This window comes from Pseudomonas sp. efr-133-TYG-103a (genome assembly GCF_030209235.1).
Lineage (GTDB): Bacteria > Pseudomonadota > Gammaproteobacteria > Pseudomonadales > Pseudomonadaceae > Aquipseudomonas.
The window spans coordinates 324050-344707 of the sequence record NZ_JARVSK010000004.1 but is presented as its reverse complement, the minus strand read 5'-3'; the positions used below and the strand labels follow the sequence as shown (position 1 = coordinate 344707).

At 59.9% G+C, this 20658-nt stretch carries 19 protein-coding genes and 1 pseudogene; 10 read left to right on the top strand and 10 right to left on the bottom strand.

Annotation, left to right across the window (positions count from 1 at the left end; genetic code table 11):
- Positions 1-224: hypothetical protein (locus tag QRN36_RS04250; RefSeq protein WP_285422935.1), on the top strand; the 224-nt coding region annotated here is incomplete at its 5' end.
- Here QRN36_RS04250 and sutA read toward each other — a convergent pair.
- The 4 genes from sutA to glnK all read right to left on the bottom strand — a co-directional run bounded on the left by sutA (position 221) and on the right by glnK (position 3034).
- Positions 221-550 carry a transcriptional regulator SutA gene (sutA, locus tag QRN36_RS04245; protein WP_093466065.1) on the bottom strand — a complete coding sequence of 110 codons (330 nt, stop codon included), beginning with the start codon at positions 548-550 and terminating at the stop codon, positions 221-223. The two genes, QRN36_RS04250 and sutA, sit on opposite strands and share 4 nt — an antisense overlap.
- A 93-nt stretch (positions 551-643) precedes the next feature.
- Positions 644-1075 (bottom strand): secondary thiamine-phosphate synthase enzyme YjbQ, encoded by a 432-nt coding sequence (locus QRN36_RS04240; RefSeq protein ID WP_093466068.1) that lies wholly within the window; start codon positions 1073-1075, stop codon positions 644-646.
- Positions 1076-1324: 249 nt separating this feature from the next.
- Positions 1325-2662, bottom strand: a complete 1338-nt coding sequence (locus tag QRN36_RS04235; protein WP_093466071.1) for an ammonium transporter — start codon at positions 2660-2662, stop codon at positions 1325-1327.
- A gap of 33 nt (positions 2663-2695) precedes the next feature.
- The gene (gene glnK / locus QRN36_RS04230; protein ID WP_002555808.1) at positions 2696-3034 is read right to left on the bottom strand and encodes a P-II family nitrogen regulator; all 339 of its coding nucleotides are present in this window, start codon (positions 3032-3034) and stop codon (positions 2696-2698) included.
- A gap of 419 nt (positions 3035-3453) precedes the next feature.
- Here glnK and QRN36_RS04225 point away from each other — a divergent pair, with 419 nt between their 5' ends.
- On the top strand, positions 3454-3717 hold the full coding sequence (locus QRN36_RS04225) for an accessory factor UbiK family protein (protein ID WP_285422934.1): 264 nt from the start codon (positions 3454-3456) through the stop codon (positions 3715-3717).
- A gap of 135 nt (positions 3718-3852) precedes the next feature.
- Here QRN36_RS04225 and QRN36_RS04220 read toward each other — a convergent pair whose 3' ends face one another.
- A complete protein-coding gene (locus QRN36_RS04220) occupies positions 3853-4830 on the bottom strand; it encodes a heparin lyase I family protein (RefSeq protein WP_285422933.1) in 978 nt (325 codons plus the stop codon).
- Between the two features lie 320 nt (positions 4831-5150).
- Here QRN36_RS04220 and QRN36_RS04215 point away from each other — a divergent pair, with 320 nt between their 5' ends.
- The 3 genes from QRN36_RS04215 to QRN36_RS04205 are packed head-to-tail and all read left to right on the top strand — an operon-like array spanning position 5151 to position 7277.
- Positions 5151-6644, top strand: a complete 1494-nt coding sequence (locus QRN36_RS04215; RefSeq protein WP_285422932.1) for a YifB family Mg chelatase-like AAA ATPase — start codon at positions 5151-5153, stop codon at positions 6642-6644.
- Between the two features lie 59 nt (positions 6645-6703).
- Complete coding sequence (locus tag QRN36_RS04210) at positions 6704-7003, top strand: type II toxin-antitoxin system RelB/DinJ family antitoxin (protein WP_285422931.1); 300 nt, start codon at positions 6704-6706, stop codon at positions 7001-7003.
- On the top strand, positions 6990-7277 hold the full coding sequence (locus tag QRN36_RS04205; RefSeq protein ID WP_285422930.1) for a type II toxin-antitoxin system RelE/ParE family toxin: 288 nt from the start codon (positions 6990-6992) through the stop codon (positions 7275-7277). The genes QRN36_RS04210 and QRN36_RS04205 overlap by 14 nt, the downstream gene beginning before the upstream one ends.
- 45 nt (positions 7278-7322) lie before the next feature.
- Here QRN36_RS04205 and QRN36_RS27500 read toward each other — a convergent pair whose 3' ends face one another.
- The 3 genes and pseudogenes from QRN36_RS27500 to QRN36_RS04195 all read right to left on the bottom strand — a co-directional run bounded on the left by QRN36_RS27500 (position 7323) and on the right by QRN36_RS04195 (position 10426).
- Positions 7323-8045 (bottom strand): methyl-accepting chemotaxis protein, encoded by a 723-nt coding sequence (locus tag QRN36_RS27500; protein WP_373568695.1) that lies wholly within the window; start codon positions 8043-8045, stop codon positions 7323-7325.
- 180 nt (positions 8046-8225) lie between these two features.
- Positions 8226-9161 (bottom strand): annotated as a pseudogene (locus tag QRN36_RS27495) (Cache 3/Cache 2 fusion domain-containing protein); the annotation flags it as partial.
- A gap of 344 nt (positions 9162-9505) precedes the next feature.
- Complete coding sequence (locus QRN36_RS04195) at positions 9506-10426, bottom strand: LysR substrate-binding domain-containing protein (protein WP_093466190.1); 921 nt, start codon at positions 10424-10426, stop codon at positions 9506-9508.
- A gap of 156 nt (positions 10427-10582) precedes the next feature.
- Here QRN36_RS04195 and QRN36_RS04190 point away from each other — a divergent pair, with 156 nt between their 5' ends.
- On the top strand, positions 10583-11965 hold the full coding sequence (locus tag QRN36_RS04190; protein WP_285422928.1) for a NorM family multidrug efflux MATE transporter: 1383 nt from the start codon (positions 10583-10585) through the stop codon (positions 11963-11965).
- 17 nt (positions 11966-11982) lie between these two features.
- On the opposite strand, the gene QRN36_RS04185 is transcribed toward QRN36_RS04190, so the two are convergent.
- Positions 11983-13653, bottom strand: coding sequence for a bifunctional diguanylate cyclase/phosphodiesterase (locus tag QRN36_RS04185; RefSeq protein WP_285422927.1), 1671 nt, complete (start codon positions 13651-13653; stop codon positions 11983-11985).
- A 203-nt stretch (positions 13654-13856) separates the two neighbouring features.
- Here QRN36_RS04185 and rep point away from each other — a divergent pair, with 203 nt between their 5' ends.
- The 4 genes from rep (at position 13857) to QRN36_RS04165 (ending at position 18456) form a co-directional block, all read left to right on the top strand.
- A complete protein-coding gene (gene rep, locus QRN36_RS04180; RefSeq protein WP_285422926.1) occupies positions 13857-15866 on the top strand; it encodes a DNA helicase Rep in 2010 nt (669 codons plus the stop codon).
- A 68-nt stretch (positions 15867-15934) separates the two neighbouring features.
- Positions 15935-16507: a xanthine phosphoribosyltransferase gene (locus tag QRN36_RS04175; protein WP_093466202.1), complete on the top strand. Its 573-nt coding sequence runs from the start codon at positions 15935-15937 to the stop codon at positions 16505-16507.
- Positions 16508-16662: 155 nt separating this feature from the next.
- Positions 16663-17547, top strand: coding sequence for an MBL fold metallo-hydrolase (locus tag QRN36_RS04170; RefSeq protein ID WP_285422925.1), 885 nt, complete (start codon positions 16663-16665; stop codon positions 17545-17547).
- A 93-nt stretch (positions 17548-17640) separates the two neighbouring features.
- Positions 17641-18456, top strand: a complete 816-nt coding sequence (locus QRN36_RS04165) for a sulfite exporter TauE/SafE family protein (RefSeq protein WP_285422924.1) — start codon at positions 17641-17643, stop codon at positions 18454-18456.
- A 126-nt stretch (positions 18457-18582) separates the two neighbouring features.
- Here QRN36_RS04165 and QRN36_RS04160 read toward each other — a convergent pair whose 3' ends face one another.
- On the bottom strand, positions 18583-20508 hold the full coding sequence (locus tag QRN36_RS04160) for an acetyl-CoA hydrolase/transferase C-terminal domain-containing protein (RefSeq protein WP_285422923.1): 1926 nt from the start codon (positions 20506-20508) through the stop codon (positions 18583-18585).
- Positions 20509-20658 lie beyond the last annotated feature (150 nt).

The window sequence follows — 20658 nt, the reverse complement described above, 5'->3', positions numbered from 1 at the left end:
ACAGTCAGAAGCCAGCTTTAGGTCCCACCCACCCCTTCGAGTCCTACCATACAAGCGAGCTTGCTCGCGAATGGCCCGCAGGGCATCAAAGTAAGCATTCCAAGCTGAAATCCGAAAATCCAGAACCTCAAACCCGAAAAGCTAAACGCAGCCCCCAAACACCCAGCCAAAAAAAAGCCCGCAGCGACAGCGGGCTTCTTTCAGCAGGCATCCGACACCCTTAAATAGGGCGGCTGCCGTACTTGTTGTCAGGCTTCTTGGGCGGATCGGCGACCACATTGGCCTCCACTTCCTGAATCTTGCCGCCACGCGCGAGGAATTCCTCCATTGCGCGAGCCAGAGCATCACGCTCTTTGTTTTTGGCTTCAACGCTAGGCAACTCATCGACCGAGACAGCGGCCTTGGCCTTGCCTTTGGCTGGCGTAGCCGCAGCTTCGGGGCTGTCTTCTATGTCCGCGACGTCGTCATCGGGCGCAGCAGCAAGCTCCTCACCGTCCTCTTCGTCTTCCAGACCGTCTTCAACCAGATCGTCGTTGTCATCGTCGCTCATGTTCTACCTCATGACTTGCGAAAGCAGATTAGTTATAGCCCAGCTGCGCTTAATTTCTAAGACAGCCGGAAAAAATTCAACCACCGCCGACAATCAGCGGTCTTGCCCCTCTCCCTGAAGGGTGGCGAGGACTTTACGCGCACCGCCTGCATCGCGATGCTCTCCTAAATAAACACCTTGCCAGGTTCCCATCGCCAGGCGCCCGTCCGTTACCGGTACAAGCAGCTGACAACCCAGCAGGCTGGCTTTGAAGTGCGCTGGCAGGTCGTCCGGACCTTCGTCATCGTGTTCATAACCGCCATTGCCCTGAGGCACCAACCGATTGAAGAAACGCTCGAAGTCGCGACGCACTGCCGGGTCGGCATTCTCGTTGATCGTCAACGAGGCCGAAGTATGTTGCAGCCACAGGTGCAACAACCCAACCCGACAATCCCTCAGACCCGGAAGGCCTGCAATGATCTCGTCGGTTACCAGATGAAATCCGCGAGGCCTTGCCCGCAGCGTGATTCTGGTCTGTTGCCACATACGCTTCTCCGCCCTTCGGCGCGCATTCTAACGCGCTGAAAAAAAAAACAAAGCGTGCAATGAATGACGTTTTCAACAAGCCCGGAACACGGGCAGCAATCGCAGCGCAAGACCCTGAATACGGCCGCGATGACCCGAAAACGAGCACGCTTGCCGAAGGCTTGAACGCCTCTGGCTGACCAACCTCCCTATCGACAAACGCCAGACAAAAAAATGCCCGGAGAACCGGGCATTTTTTTACAGCCGTGATTACAAGTTGTAGCCACGCTCGTTGTGTTGCGCAAGGTCCAGACCGACCGCTTCTTCTTCCTCGGTGACACGCAGGCCCATGACCGCGTCCAGCACCTTGAGGATGATGAAGGTCACGATCGCAGTGTAGATGATCGTGAAGCCTACGCCTTTGCACTGAATCCAGACTTGAGCGGCGATGTCGGTCACAGTACCGAAACCACCCAGCGACGGTGCTGCGAAGACACCGGTCAGGATCGCGCCGAGGATACCGCCGATACCGTGGACGCCGAAGGCATCCAGGGAGTCGTCGTAGCCCAGCTTGCGTTTCAGGCTGGTGGCGCAGAAGAAGCAGACCACGCCTGCAGCCAGGCCGATGATCAGACCGCCCATCGGGCCGACGGTACCGGCGGCTGGCGTAATGGCAACCAGACCGGCAACCACACCCGAGGCGATACCCAGAGCGCTTGGCTTACCGTGGGTCAGCCATTCAGCGAACATCCAGCCCAGTGCAGCGGCGGCGGTGGCGATCTGGGTGACCAGCATTGCCATACCGGCAGTGCCGTTGGCCGCAGCGGCAGAACCGGCGTTGAAACCGAACCAGCCTACCCACAGCATCGCTGCGCCGACCAAGGTGTAACCCAGGTTGTGCGGAGCCATCGGAGTGGTTGGGAAACCTTTACGCTTGCCCAGCACCAGGCACGCTACCAGACCGGCCACACCGGCGTTGATGTGAACAACGGTGCCGCCCGCGAAGTCGAGCACGCCCCAGTCCCACAACAGACCGCCCACGCCGCTCCAGACCATGTGCGCGATTGGCGCGTAGACCAGAGTGAACCAGATGGCCATGAAGATCAGCATCGCGGAGAACTTCATGCGTTCTGCGAATGCACCGACGATCAGGGCCGGAGTGATGATTGCGAAGGTCATCTGGAAGGTGACGAACACAGCTTCCGGGAACAGAGCTGCAGCGCCGGTGATGCTTGAAGGGGTGACGCCTGCAAGGAACGCCTTCGACAGACCGCCCACGAAGGAGTTGAAGTTAACGACGTTGGCTTCCATACCGGTGGTGTCGAACGCCATGCTGTAGCCGTAAACGACCCACAGGATGCTGATCAGGCCGGTGATGGCGAAGCACTGCATCATTACCGAAAGAACGTTTTTCGAGCGGACCATGCCGCCGTAGAACAGCGCCAGGCCTGGAACGGTCATGAACAGAACCAGAGCTGTGGAAGTCAGCATCCAGGCGGTGTCGCCTGAGTTGAGTACAGGGGCAGCCACTTCGTCTGCCGCCATGGCCAGGCCAGGGGTTACGAGGGACAACAGGGCTCCTAGCCCTGCGAGTTGACGCAGAGTCATATTGTTTTCTCCTGGGGCGTTGTGTTGGGCGGCTTAGATTGCGTCGGTATCGGTTTCGCCGGTACGGATGCGAATAGCCTGTTCCAGATTGACCACGAAGATCTTTCCGTCACCGATCTTGCCGGTGTTGGCCGCTTTGGTTATCGCTTCGATAACGCGGTCCAGATCCTTGTCATCAATCGCAACATCGATCTTCACCTTGGGAAGGAAGTCGACTACATATTCCGCACCGCGATACAGCTCGGTGTGGCCTTTCTGACGTCCGAAGCCTTTGACTTCAGTTACCGTGATGCCCTGCACGCCGATTTCGGACAACGACTCGCGTACGTCGTCCAGCTTGAACGGCTTGATGATGGCAGTGACTAGCTTCATGAAACTTTCTCCCGAATTGGTGGACTTGCCCCAGGAAAACAAACCCGACTCAAGTCTAAGCGCAGTGTCTGGCTTTGTAACGCGTCGATGGCCCGAAACAGACCTGACCAACTCCAGAAAACCGCTTCTGACGAAACACTTCCCCGCTCCGCCTGCCGCACTGCATTCGTCACAGCGACTGCATCAGTGCATGGGTCATATGCCACTAAGCAGAAAGCTTGCCATTTCGTGAAATCCCGCGAATTACGGCGCGTTGATCGCAATCACGCGCTTGTAGATCGCCACCATGCACGGCGCCCGCACAACAACAGTGCGCACGTGCACGACGCGATGCGCGAAAACCGTGCAACATTTATCGGGCAAAAAGACGGTAGACGCTGCGTGCTACACTGCCGCCCATCTGATTCTGGAATATGACCATGCTCGCGCCCAAAGCTTTTCTCGATGCCCTGAGCGGCCACGCCTCGCGTTTGTTCAACGGCGAAACCCCGGTCCCACGCAATGAGTTCGAAGCCCAGTTCAAGGCACTGCTGCAAAGTGGCTTCAGCAAGCTCGATCTGGTCAGCCGGGAAGAATTCGACAGCCAGATGATCGTCCTTGCCCGCACCCGTGCCCGACTTGAGGCACTGGAAGCAAAGATGGCTGAACTGGAAGCGCAACTGGCGGCGCAACCGAAGGAGTGAGGCAAAGACATGCACCGGCGCGGGCCGGGCATGTCGGTGTGTTCAAGCGCAGTGCGCCGCGCGTCGGGCCTGCGCCGTTATGGTCTTTCCCTCGTGGCTCATGCATTGCTCAAGCCGCCAATGGCGGGGCTCTCATCAACCTTTCGCCACACTGAACCCTGAAAACAGACTCGTTGCCGGATTGTGATCGCCTTCATTGCGGTACTGCCCGAATTTGGCGTACGAATCGCTGCTGTGGGTATCGAACATGGTGGAGATGCCTTTCTTGTCGAAGACGTTCTCGCCGTTCTTGCTTACCGAGATTTCACCGTTGCCGACGCCGCGTTTGAAATCGATCTGAAAGTCCGCCCACTTGCCCACGTCCTTTGCGGCATCCCCGGGCTTGCCGATGTTGAACACCTTGGACGGCGCATTGCTGTCTTCGCTGGTCTTGAGGTGCAACTGATACTGCCCGTCCTTGGATGCCAGCCACGCGCGCGGACTGGGCTTGGCATTGTTGTGGTCGAGCACCTGGAAGAAGGTGCCGTCGTTGTTGGATTCGCGCTTCATCCCGAACTTGAAGCTGTACGGCTGCCCTTCCTGAAGCTTGGTGCCGTCCTTGATCTCGGCGCGCGGACTGGTTGAGTGTTCGGTGTAATGGCCTTTATTGAAGTCAACCTTGATCACATCGCCGCGCTCAGGGTCTTTGACCATCCCAACGTGGTCCTCGGGAGACTTCTGAACGCTGAGTTGGTTGCCCAGCGAATGCTCGGAGAAATTGCCGCTTGCCGGACTGGCGCCGCTGCTCTTGCCCGTCGGCGACGCGCCTTCCGGGGCGGCTATTTTGCTGGCGAAATGGCTCCCTGAGCCACCGCCGATCTGGCCAGCGCCACCTCCGCCACTGCCGCCCCCACCAATGCCACCGACGCCTTTGACGCCCGAACCCTGATCGTCGGCGGAACTCGTCCCTCCCTGCATCAGCGCCTGCAGACGTTGAATCATTTCTTGAATCAGCGAGACCAACTGCGTCAGCGGATCGGTCTGAGCGCCGCTTGCCAGTGCATTGCTGCTCTGAGGCTGTTGCAGCGCGTTGGCTGGTCCGAAATTGATCTGTGAGTTCTGAGGCTGGGACATAAAGGAAACCGCATTGCCTGTCCCTCCAGCCAACCTGCTTCCAGGCTGCTGGTCAGCCGCCGGTGGTGGCTGAGTACTCGACAGATCGAGCGGCGTTGTGCGAATCGATGGGGTTATTGAATTCATGATCTTGTCCTGTCGCAGGGATCGGAAGCTGCCTACGTCTGAGCAGACAACGCGCTGTGGGAATTGAGTGGTTGTTCCGCTGCTCTGGTTCCCGATTCGGACACACGCCGTAGGATGCGCCTCGCAGCCCGGCCCGCTGGTCATGGTTATCCTTCAACACGCCGCAGGACGCGGTGCCGTTATCAAGGAAAGTCATGTCGCTCGCTATCGTTCTGAGCCGCGCCCAAGTCGGCGTCGAGGCTCCCGCCGTCACAGTCGAGACGCACCTGGCCAACGGTTTGCCGACCCTGACGCTGGTGGGCTTACCCGAGGGCGCAGTGAAGGAGAGCAAGGATCGGGTGCGCAGTGCCATCGTCAACTGTCGACTGGAATTCCCGGCGCGGCGCATCACCTTGAATCTGGCACCCGCCGATCTGCCCAAGGACGGCGGGCGTTTCGACCTGGCCATCGCTCTCGGACTTCTTGCCGCCAGCGCGCAGGTGCCGACCCTCGCCCTGGACGGCGTCGAATGCCTGGGTGAGCTTGCGCTGTCTGGCGCCATACGCCCCGTTCAAGGCGTTTTACCCGCCGCGCTGGCTGCGCGGGCCGCCGGGCACACGTTGATCGTGCCAGCCGTCAATGCCGAAGAAGCGTGCCTGGCGTCCGGCCTCAAAGTGATCGCAGTCAGTCATCTGCTCGAGCTGGTTGCCCATCTGAATGGCCACACCGTCATCCCGCCGTACAAATCCAACGGTTTGATTCTCAAGACGCAACCCTATCCAGACCTGAGCGAGGTACAAGGGCAGACCGCCGCCAAACGCGCTCTGCTGATCGCGGCAGCGGGTGCCCATAATCTGCTGTTCAGCGGCCCTCCCGGCACGGGTAAAACGCTGCTCGCCAGTCGCCTGCCGGGGCTGCTGCCCCCGCTCGACGAGTTCGAGGCGCTGGAGGTCGCGGCGATTCAATCGGTCGCCAGCCATGAGCCGCTGACGAGCTGGCCACAGCGACCTTTCCGTCAGCCTCATCACTCGGCATCCGGCCCTGCCCTAGTGGGAGGAGGCAGCCGGCCGCAACCGGGCGAAATCACCCTGGCTCATCATGGCGTGCTGTTTCTCGATGAGCTCCCGGAATTCGACCGCCGCGTGCTGGAGGTTTTGCGAGAGCCCCTGGAATCGGGTCATATCGTCATTTCCCGCGCGCGCGATCGCGTGCGGTTTCCGGCGCGGTTTCAACTGGTCGCCGCGATGAATCCCTGCCCATGCGGCTATCACGGCGAGCCGACCGGCCGCTGCCGCTGCTCGACCGACCAGATCCAGCGTTATCGCAACAAGTTGTCTGGCCCGCTGCTTGACCGGATCGATCTGCACCTGACCGTCGCACGGGAAACCACGTCGCTTGCAGCCACTACGCAAGGTGAAGAAACCAGCGCCAGCGCCGCGCAGACAGTGTCCGGCGCGCGCGAACGACAACACAAGCGTCAAGGCTGCGCCAATGCGTTTCTCGATCTTCCCGCCCTGCGCCAGCATTGCGCGCTGCTGCCTGAAGACGAAGCCTGGCTTGAAAATGCCTGCGAACGCTTGAACCTCTCCCTGCGTGCGGCCCACCGGCTGCTGAAGGTCGCGCGCACGCTCGCCGATCTGGAGCACGTGGACGCCATTTCCCGAAGTCACATCGCCGAGGCTTTGCAGTACAGGCCAACCACTGGGTGAAAGCGCTCATTGCCCGTATCTCAAATGAGATACATAGTGAGACTTTTGGAGGAAAAATAATGGCCACCCAGACTTCGATGCTGCACGTCCGAATTGACGAAGAGATCAAGGCACAGGCAGCAGACACGCTGGCTAAATTTGGGCTCACCGTGTCTGACGCAGTGCGCATCCTGCTTACCCGCGTTGCCAGAGAGGGCGCGCTCCCCCCCGGATTTACAAGCGACGCGGATGCCTACGACCGATGGTTCAAGGCAAAGGTGCGCGAAGCGATCGAAGACTCCAGCCCCAGGCTTTCCCATGAAAGCGTGATGGAGGAAGCAACGACACTACTCAAAAGGAAGCGTGGTGCTGACAGTTGAATGGAGCAAGCAGGCCAAGGCTGATCTGCTGGCGATTCTGGACCATATTTCTGATGACAACCCTGCGGCGGCCTGGCGCTTCAGAGATGAAATAGACATGCGAATAAGCCATTTGCCTGCTCATCCCCGACTGTACAAAGCGGGGCGAGAGCAAGGGACAAGGGAAATGGTTGTATTGCCTAATTATCTGGTGGTGTACGCAGAATGCGCGAACTGCATCAGTGTTCTGCGCATTCTTCATACCGCTCGACAGTGGCCACCTGCATCAGGTTAAGCAGCGCCACTGTATGAGCATTTATGCATCAATCGGTGGGCTGCATCACCTGAACCGATCCACTTCCTTACGCAAGTCTGCCGCCAGCGCATTGAGTTCTTGAGCCGTGACGGCGAGGTTCGACACCACTTCGCGCTGCTCGCTGTTTGCCAGTGCGATGCTTTGCAGATTTGCGCTGAGCAAGGTCGCAGTGTTGCTTTGTTCCTGGGTCGCCGTGGTGATCGACGCAAACTGCTCGCCTGCCGAGCGGCTCTGCTCATCGATCTGTGCCAGCGCTGCAGCCACCTTGGCGTTACGCGTCAGGCCTTCCTGCATCAGCGCATTGCCCTGCTCCATGGTATTGATGGCGTTGCTGGTCTCTTGCTGAATGCTGGAGATCATCCCGGAGATTTCGTCAGTCGCCTGACGTGTGCGCGAAGCGAGGCTGCGCACTTCGTCGGCAACCACGGCAAAACCGCGCCCTTGCTCGCCCGCGCGCGCTGCCTCAATGGCCGCGTTGAGCGCCAGCAGGTTCGTCTGCTCGGCAATGGAGGTAATCACGCTGACGATGCCGCCGATTTCCTGCGAGCGCTGACCCAGCGTGTCGATGACGGCAGCCGTGCTGCCCAGCGACCCTGCAATCTGCTCCAGTGACGCGGACGCCTCTTCCATGGACGCACGACCGATACGGGTTTGCTGCGCATTGCCTTGGGCCATGCGCTCGGTGCTGCCCATGTTGTCGGCGATTGTCAGCGCCGTGGCACTGAATTCCTCGACGGCACCCGCCATGCTGGTGATCTCGCCCGACTGCTGCTCCATGCCTTCATACGCACCGCCGGACAGTCCGGACAACGCATGCGCACGACCACTGACTTCCTGCGCAGCGGTGCGAATGTGCGAAACCATGGTCTCCAGCGCCTGCCCCATTTTGTTGAAGCTGTTCGCCAATTGCCCGATCTCGTCATGGCTGGAGACGTTCAGGCGCACGCTGAGATTACCCGCGCCCAGCGCTTCGGCCTGATTCACCAACTCCGACAGCGGACGCAGCTTGCTGCGCAGCAACCAGATCGCAGCGCTGACGGCGATCAACATCGCCAGCAGGCTGCCAATCCCCAGTTGAGTCCCGACACTCCACGTGACCGCGCTGATTTCAGCCTTCGGCATGATCGCCAGGATCGACCATGGCCCACCGGCGAAGGGCTCGGCGACGGTGTAGAACTGCTCGCCGCCGTCTTCCCAGAACTGGCCTTTACCGGGCGTTTTGACGAGGTCAGCCAAGGTATTGCTTGCCCGGTCCAGATCCTTCACGCCTGCAGGCGGCACGAGCCATTTGTTCTGCTCGTCCAGCAACGCCAACGAGCCAGTCGAACCGATGCGGAAGCTCTTAAGATTGTCGAACTGGGCTTTCTGGGCATCGGTGTAATCGAAGCCTACGAACAGCACCGCGATGACCTTGCCGCTCGCGTCACGCACCGGGCTATATTGAGTCATGTACAAACGATCGAACAGCGAAGCACGCCCCACATAGCCCTGCCCCGCCAGCAAGCGGTCGTAGGCCGGATGTTTGTGATCGAGCACGGTGCCGATGGCACGGGAACCGTCCTGTTTGCTCAGGGAGGTGCTGATCCGGACAAAGTCATCGCCACTGCGCACGAAGACCGTCGCGACACCCGCGGTCATCTTGCGGAAATCGTCAACCTCGGCGAAATCGTTGTTCAGCGCATTGCCATTAAGGAGCAATGCGGGCGTCTGCAGGCCCGCGACGGCTATCTGTTGATCGTTCTGAACGGTCAGTCCGCTGCCAAAGCGCTTTTCGAACAGCCCGCTCAGGCGCTGAGTACTGTCGCGCAGCGTGCTGTGGAACGTGTTCAGTTGATCCGCCAGCAACCGGGCTTCGCTGCCCATGTGCTCTTCACGAATGGTGAGGTTCGCCGAATCCAGTGAGCGCAAGGCAAACAATGTGCTGCCGCTGATGACTACGGCGAGGATTACGGCCAGGGCGATACCCAGTTGCGAGGCAATTCGGGCGCGAGGCTGTGGCATGGAAGCTCCTTTCCGAAGGACCGGATCATCCTGATCTCAGGAACACCATTCGGATCTTTTCTGATAGATGAAATCGATGAACCGATCAGAACAATCGGGTCTGCAATTACACATTCGGCTGACGATAGAAATACTTGAGTCCTACGTGTGGTCTTAGGATAAAAGGTGTAACCGTATTTTACAGCGCTTTAGCCATCCATTGGCCATCACTGCAGAATCGTGACCTGCGGCAGCTCCATCGCCTGCACTTCGCCCTGCAAAAAGTCGCTCAACCGACGCAGACGCTCGCCGCCGGGCCGGGTTTTTGGCCAGACGAGGTAGTAATTCTCGCCGCTGACAACCGCCGTTCGCCAAGGCAGGCTGAGGCGACCCTGTAGCACGTCCTCTGCGACCATCAACAGATCGCCCATGGACACGCCGTAGCCTCGCGCCGCAGCGATCATGCCCAGCTCCAGCGTGTCGAAAACCTGACCGCCCTTGAGCGAGATCTGATCGGACAACCCCATGCGCTCAAGCCAGCTGCGCCAGTCGCGACGGTCTGGCGTGGGATGCAGCAGCTCGGCGCTCGCCAGACGCTGGACATCCCACGGGCTGTCATCCAGCAAATTGGGCGCCCCCACAGGGATCAGCAATTCCGGGAACAGATAGGTCGCCTCCCAGTCCGGCGGAAAGTGCCCTCGGCTGAGCAGCACGGCACAGTCAAACGGCTCCTGCGTAAAATCGACATTGTCGATGTCCATCCAGGCGCTGGTCAGCTGCACTTCATTGCCGACCTGAAGGTGACGAAACCGGCTCAGGCGCGCCAACAGCCAACGCATGGTCAGCGTCGACGGCGCCTTCATGCGCAGAATGCCTTCCTCGGCCATCAAGGCGCTGCAGGCCCTCTCCAGCGCAGAGAAACCTTCGCGTATCCCCGGCAGCAACTCCCGGGCGGCCTCCGTCAACTGAAGGTTGCGCCCGTTGCGACGAAACAAACGGCAGGCAAAGTGTTCTTCCAGCGTGCGGATATGCCGACTGACCGCGCTCTGCGTGATCGACAGCTCTTCAGCGGCGCGAGTGAAGGATGCATGTCGCGCGGCCGCTTCAAAGGCCCGCAGCGCATAGAGCGGAGGAAGACTGCGGGACATGTGGCTCTCCTTCTGATTCGGCAGGCGAAGACTTTATCGCAAAATTCCAGGATGAGTTTTACTCATGCCAATGATCGTATTTATCCCTTTGTGCATTGGCGCCCGAATCACCAGAATGGGCTGCTCTAAAACGCCTTCTCCCTGAGCGCCATAAACATGCATCAGCACGCTTTCAAAGAACTGTGGATCATCCTGCGTCTGGCCGGGCCGCTGATTGCATCGCAGATGGCGCACATGCTGATGGTCTTCACTGACACGGTGATGATGGGCAAGCTTGGCCCGGACTCGCTCGCCGGCGGCGGCCTGGGCGCAGCCAGCTACAACTTTGTCTCGTTCTTTTGCGTAGGCGTGATGGCAGCCGTCGGCACGCTCGTGGCCATTCGTCATGGCGCCAATGATGCCGCCGGGGCAACCCGCCTGACGCAAGCCGGGCTGTGGCTGGCGTGGGGGATGGCACTGATCGCGGCACTTATTCTCTGGAATCTGGAGCCGATCCTGCTCAACTTCGGTCAGGACGAAGCGAACGTTCACATGGCCAGCCAGTTCCTGATCACGTTGCCGCTGGCACTCCCGGGCCTGCTGAGCTTCATGGCGCTGCGGGGTTTCACCAGCGCTCTGGGACGCGCCACGCCAGTCATGGTCATCAGTCTGGTGGGCGTCGCCGTCAACTTCGGCCTGAACTACGCCTTCATTCATGGCCTGTTCGGTCTGCCGCACTGGGGTCTGATGGGCATTGGTCTGGTCACGGCCATTGTCACCAACAGTATGGCGTTGGCGCTCGCCCTGCATATCCGCTACCACCACGCTTACGCCGCGTACCCGATCCACAAAGGGCTGATGAATCTCTCGCGTACTTGCCTCAAAGAGCTTTGGCGGCTGGGTCTGCCGATTGGCGGCACCTACGCGGTAGAAGTCGGGCTTTTCACCTTCGCCGCGTTTTGTATGGGCGCCATGGGCAGCACGCAGATGGCCGCCCACCAGATCGCGCTGCAATCGGTGTCGATGGCATTCATGGTGCCCGTGGGTATCTCTTACGCGGTCACCATGCGCATCGGACTGCATTATGGCGCGGGCAATCTGCTGCTCGCGCGCACGGCGGGACGCATGGGGATCGGCTTCGGCGGATTGCTGATGCTGCTGTTCGGCCTGCTCTTCTGGGTAGCGCCCCATGCCGTCATCGGCCTGTTCGTGGACATCAATGACCCGACCTATCAAGGCGTTGTGGAATTGGCGGTCAAGCTGCTGGCGATTGCCGCCTGGTTCGAGATTCTGGACGGCACACAAACCATCGCGATGGGCGCAATTCGGGGCTTCAAGGATGCGAAGACTACCTTCCTGATCGGGCTGGCGAGCTACTGGATGGTCGGCGCGCCGCTGGCGTGGGGCCTCGGGTTTCCCGCTCAGCAAGGCGCGGTTGGCGTGTGGTGGGGTCTGGCGGTGGGCCTGCTGTGCTCGGCAGTGGCGCTGACCTACGCGTTCGAGCGCAAGAGCGCGCAATTACTGCGCAAGGAGGCCACGGGCGTCGTGGTGATGGGCTGACCCACGAACTGCGCGGCTTACAAGCCTTGGCTCAACCGCGCCTTGCCCTGATCGAACATCAGGTAGTTGAGCAGTTCCGGCAGCGCCAGCGGGTGGCTGATCAGATAGCCCTGAGCCTGATCGCAGTTGAAGCTGCGCAGCAGCGCCAGCTGTTCCGGTGTTTCGACGCCCTCGGCCACAACTTCCAGACTGAGGTTATGCGCCAGATTGATCATGGCGTGCACCAGCTTGCGGTTTTCCTCGCGCTGCTCCATTTCTCCGACGAAGCTTTTGTCGATCTTCAACAGCGTGATCGGCAGGCTGTTCAAGTGGACGAACGACGAGAAACCGGTGCCGAAATCATCGAGGGAGAAACGCACGCCCAGTCTGCCCAACGCGTCCATGGTCTGTTTGACCAGATCACTGCGACGCATGACGGCCGTTTCAGTGAGCTCGAACTCCAGCCACTGCGCGTCGATGCCGCGTTCGGCTATCAGCCGGCTCAATGTAGCCAGCAGTTGGTTGTCCTGGAACTGGCGGAACGACAGATTGATCGCCATGTGCAGCGGCGGCAGGCCTTTCTCGCGCAGGGTCTGCATGTCGCGCAGCGCGCGCGAAATAACCCAGTATCCCAACGGGACGATCAGCCCGCTCTGCTCGGCCAGCGGTACGAACTCGCTGGGTGGCAGCAGACCTCGCTCTGCGTGACGCCAGCGCACCAGCGCCTCCAACCCCAGAATATGCCCGGTTTTCAGGCACAGCCGCGGCTGATAATGCAGCTCCAGCTCGTCGCGACGCAGCGCTCTGCGCAACTCGCTTTCCAGGTCGGCGAGGCTGCGGGCGTTGCGGTTGATGCGTTCATTGAAGACATGAAACGTGCAGCCCTGAATCCCTTTGGCCTGTTGCATCGCAATGTGCGCGTGCCACATCAACGGGTCGGCGCCGCCATCGGCACGGGCGTGAGCGATGCCCAGGCTGCAGCCGATCAATAGGCTTTCTCCGTCGACCCAGTAAGGCTCAGACAATGCCTCAGTGATGCGCTCGGCGACACATTCGGCCCGGCCTGACGCGCGTCGCGTGTCGATCAAAAGGGCGAACTCATCACTGCCCAGGCGGGCCAGTTGATCGCACGCTTCCAGCTGGCTTTTCAGACGCGCAACCACCTGCAGAATCAGCCGATCGCCCGCCTGATGACCCAGCGCATCGTTTGCACGGCGGAAGTTATCCAGATCCAGATGCCCTAACGCCAGGCCACGGCCATTAAACTCGGCCAGGCGCGCGGCGAGCAGCGTTTGAAAGCCCTGCCGGTTGGCGATGCCGGTCAGCGGATCCTGCTCGGCGAGGCGATTGAGCGTGTTTTCGAGTACACCGCGCTCGCGCACATGGCGCAAGCAGCGCCGCAGGCTTTGGGTCGTGAGCGTGTCACGCACGAGCCAGTCGCTGACGCCGATGGGATCATGATCGGGTTCATCATCGAGCAACAACACTGTCGGCCAGTTGCATTGGCCAGCGGCCGGCTGCAATGCCACGGTGGTGAGCAGAATGCGCGATTGAGGGGGCTCGTCTGGATGGGCGATAGCTTCCCAGCTCGACGCGCAGTCAAGGATCGCGGCGTCTCCAAGCGGCGCCATGCACTCGCGCAGCAATGCCCGCCATTCGGGCGATTCCGCCAGAAGCAGCAAACGCAAGGGTTCGACAGGCGTAGACAAGCTAGCTCCCCACACAAACGAAAGACATTGGCGAGCCCTCAAACGAGGGTCGTCAAACGCGAGTATGAATCGCGCGATGCGCAAATGTAACAAAACGGCGAAATATAGATAGCGTGACGCATCACAGTGTCGGACGGTCGCTGCACAATCCGCCGACCCTGTTAAAATGCCCGCCCTTTTTAAAAGCGATCCCATTTTTCCTCATGTCCCGACTCAATCCCCGGCAACAAGAAGCCGTGAACTACGTCGGCGGCCCTCTTCTGGTGCTCGCCGGTGCAGGCTCCGGCAAGACCAGCGTGATCACGCGCAAGATTGCTCACCTGATCCAGAACTGCGGCATTCGCGCGCAATACATCGTGGCCATGACCTTTACCAACAAGGCGGCGCGAGAAATGAAAGAGCGGGTCGGCACCCTGCTGCGCGCAGGCGAAGGGCGCGGCCTGACAGTGTCGACGTTCCACAACCTGGGTCTGAACATCATCCGCAAGGAGCACGCACGCCTGGGCTACAAGCCCGGTTTCTCGATTTTCGACGAAACTGACGTCAAGGCGCTGATGACCGACATCATGCAGAAGGAATACTCGGGCGACGACGGCGTCGACGAGATCAAGAACATGATCGATTCCTGGAAAAACGACCTGATCCTGCCCGCAGAAGCCCTGGCCAACTCGCGCAACCCCAAGGAGCAGACCGCCGCCATCGTCTACACCCACTACCAGCGCACGCTCAAGGCGTACAACGCGGTGGACTTCAACGACCTGATCCTGCTGCCAGTGAAGCTGTTCCAGGAACACGCCGACATCCTCGAAAAATGGCAGCACAAGGTCCGCTACCTGCTGGTGGACGAATACCAGGACACCAACGCCAGCCAGTATCTGCTGGTGAAAATGCTCATTGGCACACGTTGCCAGTTCACCGTGGTGGGCGACGACGACCAGTCGATCTACGCATGGCGTGGTGCGCGGCCAGAAAACCTCATGCTGCTCAAGGACGACTATCCGTCGCTCAAAGTGGTGATGCTGGAGCAGAACTACCGTTCGACCAGCCGCATTCTGCGCTGCGCCAACGTGCTGATCTCCAACAACCCTCACGCGTTCGAGAAGCAGCTGTGGAGCGAAATGGGCCACGGCGATGAAATCCGCGTGATCCGCTGCAAGAACGAAGACGCCGAAGCCGAGCGCGTGGCGGTCGAGATTCTCAGTCTGCACCTGCGCACCGATCGTCCATACAGCGATTTCGCCATCCTGTATCGCGGTAACTATCAGGCCAAGCTCATCGAGCTGAAGCTGCAGCACCACCAGATTCCCTATCGTCTGTCGGGCGGCAACAGCTTCTTCGGGCGTCAGGAAGTGAAGGATCTGATGGCCTACTTCCGCCTGCTGGTCAATCCGGATGACGACAACGCGTTCCTTCGGGTGATCAACGTCCCGCGTCGGGAAATCGGCTCGACGACACTGGAGAAACTCGGTAACTACGCCACCGAGCGCAAGGTGTCGATGTACGCCGCCACGGACGAAATCGGCCTGGGCGAACACCTTGACGGCCGCTTCACCGACCGTCTCAAGCGCTTCAAACACTGGATGGACGGTGTGCGTCAGCAATGCGCGACCCAGGATCCGATTGCGGCGCTGCGCAGCATGGTCATGGACATCGACTACGAAAACTGGATTCGTCAGAACAGCTCCAGCGACAAGGCCGCCGATTACCGCATGGGTAACGTGTGGTTCCTGATCGAAGCGTTGAAAAACACGCTGGAGAAAGACGAAGAAGGTGGCATGACCATCGAAGAGGCGATCGGCAAACTGGTCCTGCGCGACATGCTCGAACGTCAGCAGGAAGAGGAAGATGGCGCCGAAGGTGTGCAAATGATGACCTTGCACGCGTCCAAGGGCCTGGAATTTCCCTACGTGTTCATCATGGGCATGGAAGAAGAAATCCTGCCGCACCGCTCCAGCATCGAGGCGGACACCATTGAAGAAGAACGCCGTCTCGCCTACGTGGGCATCACCCGCGCCCGTCAGACGCTGGCGTTCACGTTCGCTGCCAAACGCAAGCAGTACGGGGAAATCATCGACTGCCTGCCGAGCCGTTTTCTCGATGAGTTACCGCCGGATGACCTCGCCTGGGAAGGCAACGACGACACGCCGACCGAAGTGAAAGCCGTACGCGGCAACACTGCGCTGGCGGATATACGGGCCATGCTCAAACGCTAAGCTTTGACAGACCCAAAACCACCGTTCAAATTTTTATTTCGCGCATTTGCGCCCTGAGGACCACCCACGTGGAAGCACTGCACAAGAAAATTCGCGAGGAAGGCATCGTACTTTCCGACCAGGTATTGAAGGTCGACGCGTTTCTCAACCATCAGATCGATCCGGTCCTGATGCAGCAGATCGGTGACGAGTTCGCCACGTTGTTCGCAGACTCAGGGATCACCAAGATCGTCACCATCGAAGCCTCCGGCATCGCGCCAGCGGTAATGACCGGTCTGAAGCTCGGCATTCCGGTGATCTTCGCGCGCAAGCATCAGTCGCTGACGCTCACCGAAAACCTGTTTTCGGCAACGGTGTACTCGTTCACCAAACAGACTGAAAGCACCATCGCGATCAGCACCCGTCACCTGAACAGCAGTGATCGCGTGTTGATCATCGATGACTTTCTGGCCAACGGAAAAGCGTCGCAGGCGCTCATTTCAATCATCAAACAAGCGGGTGCAACGGTCGCCGGATTGGGCATCGTGATCGAGAAGTCATTCCAGGGCGGCCGTGCCGAGCTGGATTCGCAGGGCTATCGTGTGGAATCGCTCGCACGGGTGAAATCGTTGAACGGTGGAGTGGTCACCTTCGTCGAATGATACCCGCGCTCGTACAGCGCCTCACACCCAGTGTGAGTGAAGTTGCTCACGAAAGCTGGCCTTCGGACGCTGATGCATCTGTGAACGTAACGGCCCCTTCGTGAGTACGCTCGTTCCCTCAGGTCCTGTGTACCAAGTAGAACTGGAGATAGCTTATGAACATCGGCGAAAAACTGAGCGTTGAAGCCTTCTTCGACCCGCAGACCTCGACCATCAGCTACCTGGTCATCGACCGCTCGACAGGCAAAGCCGCGCTGATCGACAGCGTGCTGGATTACGATCCGAAATCCGGCCATACCCGCACGGAGTCTGCAGACAAGCTCATCGCTCGCGTGCGTGAACTGGCGCTTGAAGTGGAGTGGATACTCGAAACCCACGTTCATGCCGACCACATCTCCGCTGCTGCTTACCTGAAGGAACAGCTCGGCGGCAGCATCGCCATCGGCAGCCATATCACCCGCGTGCAGAAGGTCTTCGGCACGCTGTTCAACGCAAAGGGTGAGTTCGCACGCGACGGCAGCCAGTTCGATCAACTGCTGGAAGACGACGCATCGTTCGGCATCGGTACGCTTCGGGGCAAGGCGATGCACACGCCCGGTCACACGCCGGCATGCATGACGTACCTCATCGAGACCGAAGATGAAAGCGTCGCGTTCGTTGGCGACACGCTGTTCATGCCGGACTACGGCACCGCCCGCTGCGACTTCCCGGGCGCTGACGCTCGCACGCTGTATCGCTCGATCGGCCGGATACTCAGCCTGCCGCCGCAGACACGGCTGTACATGTGTCACGACTACCTGCCAAACGGCCGGGAGCTGATGTACATGACGACCGTCGCCGAGCAACGCGCCAGCAACATCCATATCCGCGAAGGCATCGATGAAGATGCGTTCGTCGAAATGCGCGAAAAACGCGACGCCACCCTTGAGATGCCGGTGCTGATCTTGCCTTCGGTGCAGATCAACATGCGTGCAGGTCATTTGCCGGAAGCCGAGGACAACGGCGTGCGCTATCTGAAGATTCCGATCAACGCGTTGTGAATCAATGACGTGCAGTACGATTGAAGCTGTGGGAGTGAGATTGCTTACTCCCACGAAACCTTGTCATTGCTCACCTGAAAGTCTCTCTCAACTATGGATGAACACGAACTGATCGGAGCCGGCCTCGGCACGATCATCGGAGCGATATTGGCGCTGACCGGCGCAGGCGGCGGTATTCTTGCGGTCCCGCTGCTGGTGTTTGCCTTGCACTTGTCGATGGTCGAAGCCGCCCCGGTGGGACTGTTGGCGGTGGGGCTGGCCGCGGCAGTTGGCGCGCTGCTCGGCCTGCGACAAGGCATCGTGCGTTATCGAGCCGCGCTGTTCATCGCGATGATCGGTATTTGTTTTGCACCTCTGGGGCTGTGGCTCGCTCATCAGGTGCCGAATGCGCCGCTGGCGCTGGGATTCGCGCTGATATTGACGTACGCGTGCGGCCGCATTTATCGCAAGGCCGCTCACGAACTGCGTCACGGAAAGCCGCCGGAACGCGCGGATTTCCTGCCTTGTGTGCTGAACCCGCTTGAAGGTCGACTGCGCTGGACGCTGCCTTGTGCCCGCTCACTGGCAATCACGGGCGTGTGTTCCGGCGTGTTATCCGGATTGCTGGGCGTCGGCGGCGGGTTTGTCATTGTCCCGGCATTGACCCGTTACACCGATCTGGACGTCAAAAGCATCGTCGCCACATCGCTGACCGTAATCGCGCTGGTTTCCACAGCCAGTGTCGTGACCGCCAGCGTCAGCGGCGTAATGCACTGGACCGTCGGCCTGCCCTTCGCCGCAGGTGCAGTGGCTGGATTGCTGGCTGGACGGCAGCTGGCGGGCTTTCTGGCAGGCCCTCGGCTACAGCAGTTGTTTGCGATCAGCGGGTTCTGCGCGGCGGTCTTGCTGATCATCAAGACCCTGTCCTGATCACCCACATCGGTAAGAACGCGCCTCCCGCGATGATTGCATGTCTGTCACAGCCACGTTGACTGACATATCGCATTCGCGGGCAAGGAGGACCGCCACGCCGGTCGCTCCTAGGGTGGGGAAAATTCAGACGTGAGTGGCCTGCAACCCTGCCAGCAACAGGCGCTGGTACAGCTCCTCGCGCAAGCCCTGTGGCCGATCCAGCCCCATGCGCTGCAAGTGCTCGGGAAACGCCTCACCCTCGGGCGCTTCGAGCGTCGCTTTACCCAGTTCGATGATTTCAGTGAGCTTGAATTTGCTTTTGATCCAGTTCAAAGCCCGCAGCAAATCACGCTCCTCGGGCGTGAAGTCTGTGCCTAGCGGGTATTCGATGAACAGCGAGGCAAACCGGCCACGAATATCTTTCAGACGCTCCGGGGTGTTCTGCGTAAAGAGCGGGTCGAGACGGAAACCCTTCGGTAACTTGCCAGCCTTCTGCGCCTGATCGATCAGGCCGGGCTGAAAGCGTGAATCGCTGACATTGAGCAGCGCCTCAATGACCGCTGCGTCGGTTTTCCCGCGTAGGTCGGCAATGCCGTACTCGGTGACGACGATGTCGCGCAGATGCCGAGGGATGGTGGTGTGCGCGTAATCCCACACGATGTTCGAACTGACTTCCCCGGCAGATTCGCGCCAGCTGCGCAGGATCAGCACCGACCGCGCACCTTCCAGCGCGTGGGCCTGAGCGACGAAGTTGTACTGTCCGCCGACGCCGCTGACCACTCGCCCATCCGCCAGTTGATCCGACACCGCCGCGCCCAGCAGCGTGACCGTGAAGGCGCTGTTGATGAACCGTGCATCGCGACGCTGCGCACGCTTGAGCGCTTCATCGCCATACAGCTCATTGATGTAACTGATGGCCGTCATGTTGATCTGCGCCAACTGCGCGCTGGGCAGCTCACGCAATCGCTCATAGAAACTGCGCGGCCCCAGGAAGAATCCGCCGTGGATCAGCACGCCCTCCGGATGCGCCGATTCGTCCAGCACACCGCTGTCTGCCAGTTGCTGCAGCGCGACATCCGGGTAAACCTTGCGCCGAATGATCCCGGCGTCGAGCAGTACCAACAGCCCGTTCACCAGCATCTCGCTACAGCCGTAAAGGCCGGTGGCGAATGGCATTACCCCGCCCTGCGCTTCAATCAGCGGCCGCCACGTGGAAATGCCGTCCAGCTCGGCGAGGCATGCGCGGTAGGTTTCGTTGTCTGCCTGACGTGCCAGCAACGCGGCGGTCAACGCATCGCCCATCGAACCGATGCCAATCTGCAAGGTGCCGCCATCGCGCACCAGCGTACTGGCGTACAAACCGATGAAATGGTCCTGAAAACCAACGGGCATATTCGGCGTTGAGAACAGCGTGCTGCGTTCTTCGTGCTCAATCAGCAGGTCGAAGGTGTCGATATCAACCTCCGAATCACCCGGGATATAAGGCAAATCGGCGTGAACGTGACCCAGCAGCAAAATGCTCTCGCCTGTTGCTCGACGCTTTTCCAGCATCGGCAGCAGGTCGAGGGTGATGTCCGGATTACAGCTCAGGCTAAGGGTCCCCGGACCTGTCGGGTCGGCGGCCACCAGTTGCGCGACGAGATTCAGACCGCTGGCATTGATGTCTCGGGCCGCGTGGCTGTAGTTGCTGCTGACATAGTCCTGCTGCGCCGACGTGCTGTTGAGCAGGCTGCCGGGCTGCATGAAAAACTGCTCGACCTGGACGTTGGAAGGGAGGTTGTCCTTGCGCAGATCGGCCAGAAAGTCGAGTTCGGGGTAGTCGCCAAACACCCGCTCCAGAAAAGGCTCCAGAAACCGGCCCTGCAAGCCATCGCCCGCATCCGGGCGACCCAGACACAACGCCGTATAGATCGTGAGTTGCCGCTCGGGAAGCGTTTTGATGCGCGCGTAAAGCGCATTGGCAAAGCGATTGGGCTTGCCCAGCCCCAGCGGCATGCCCATGCGAATGTGCGAGGGCAACTCGGCCAGTACATGATCGACGGCTTGCTCGATCGAGCAGGAATGCGGCATCCGGCCTCTCCTGGTTTGTTATTCGATGGTGCTTGGACCGGGCATCGACGGGATTTGCTGCAAACCGTCAGGGAGGAAAGCCGATTTGATTCCGGGTGACCTGCGCAGGCGTAATTTTTTACCCTGCGCCGCAGTACAGTCTTCGAACAT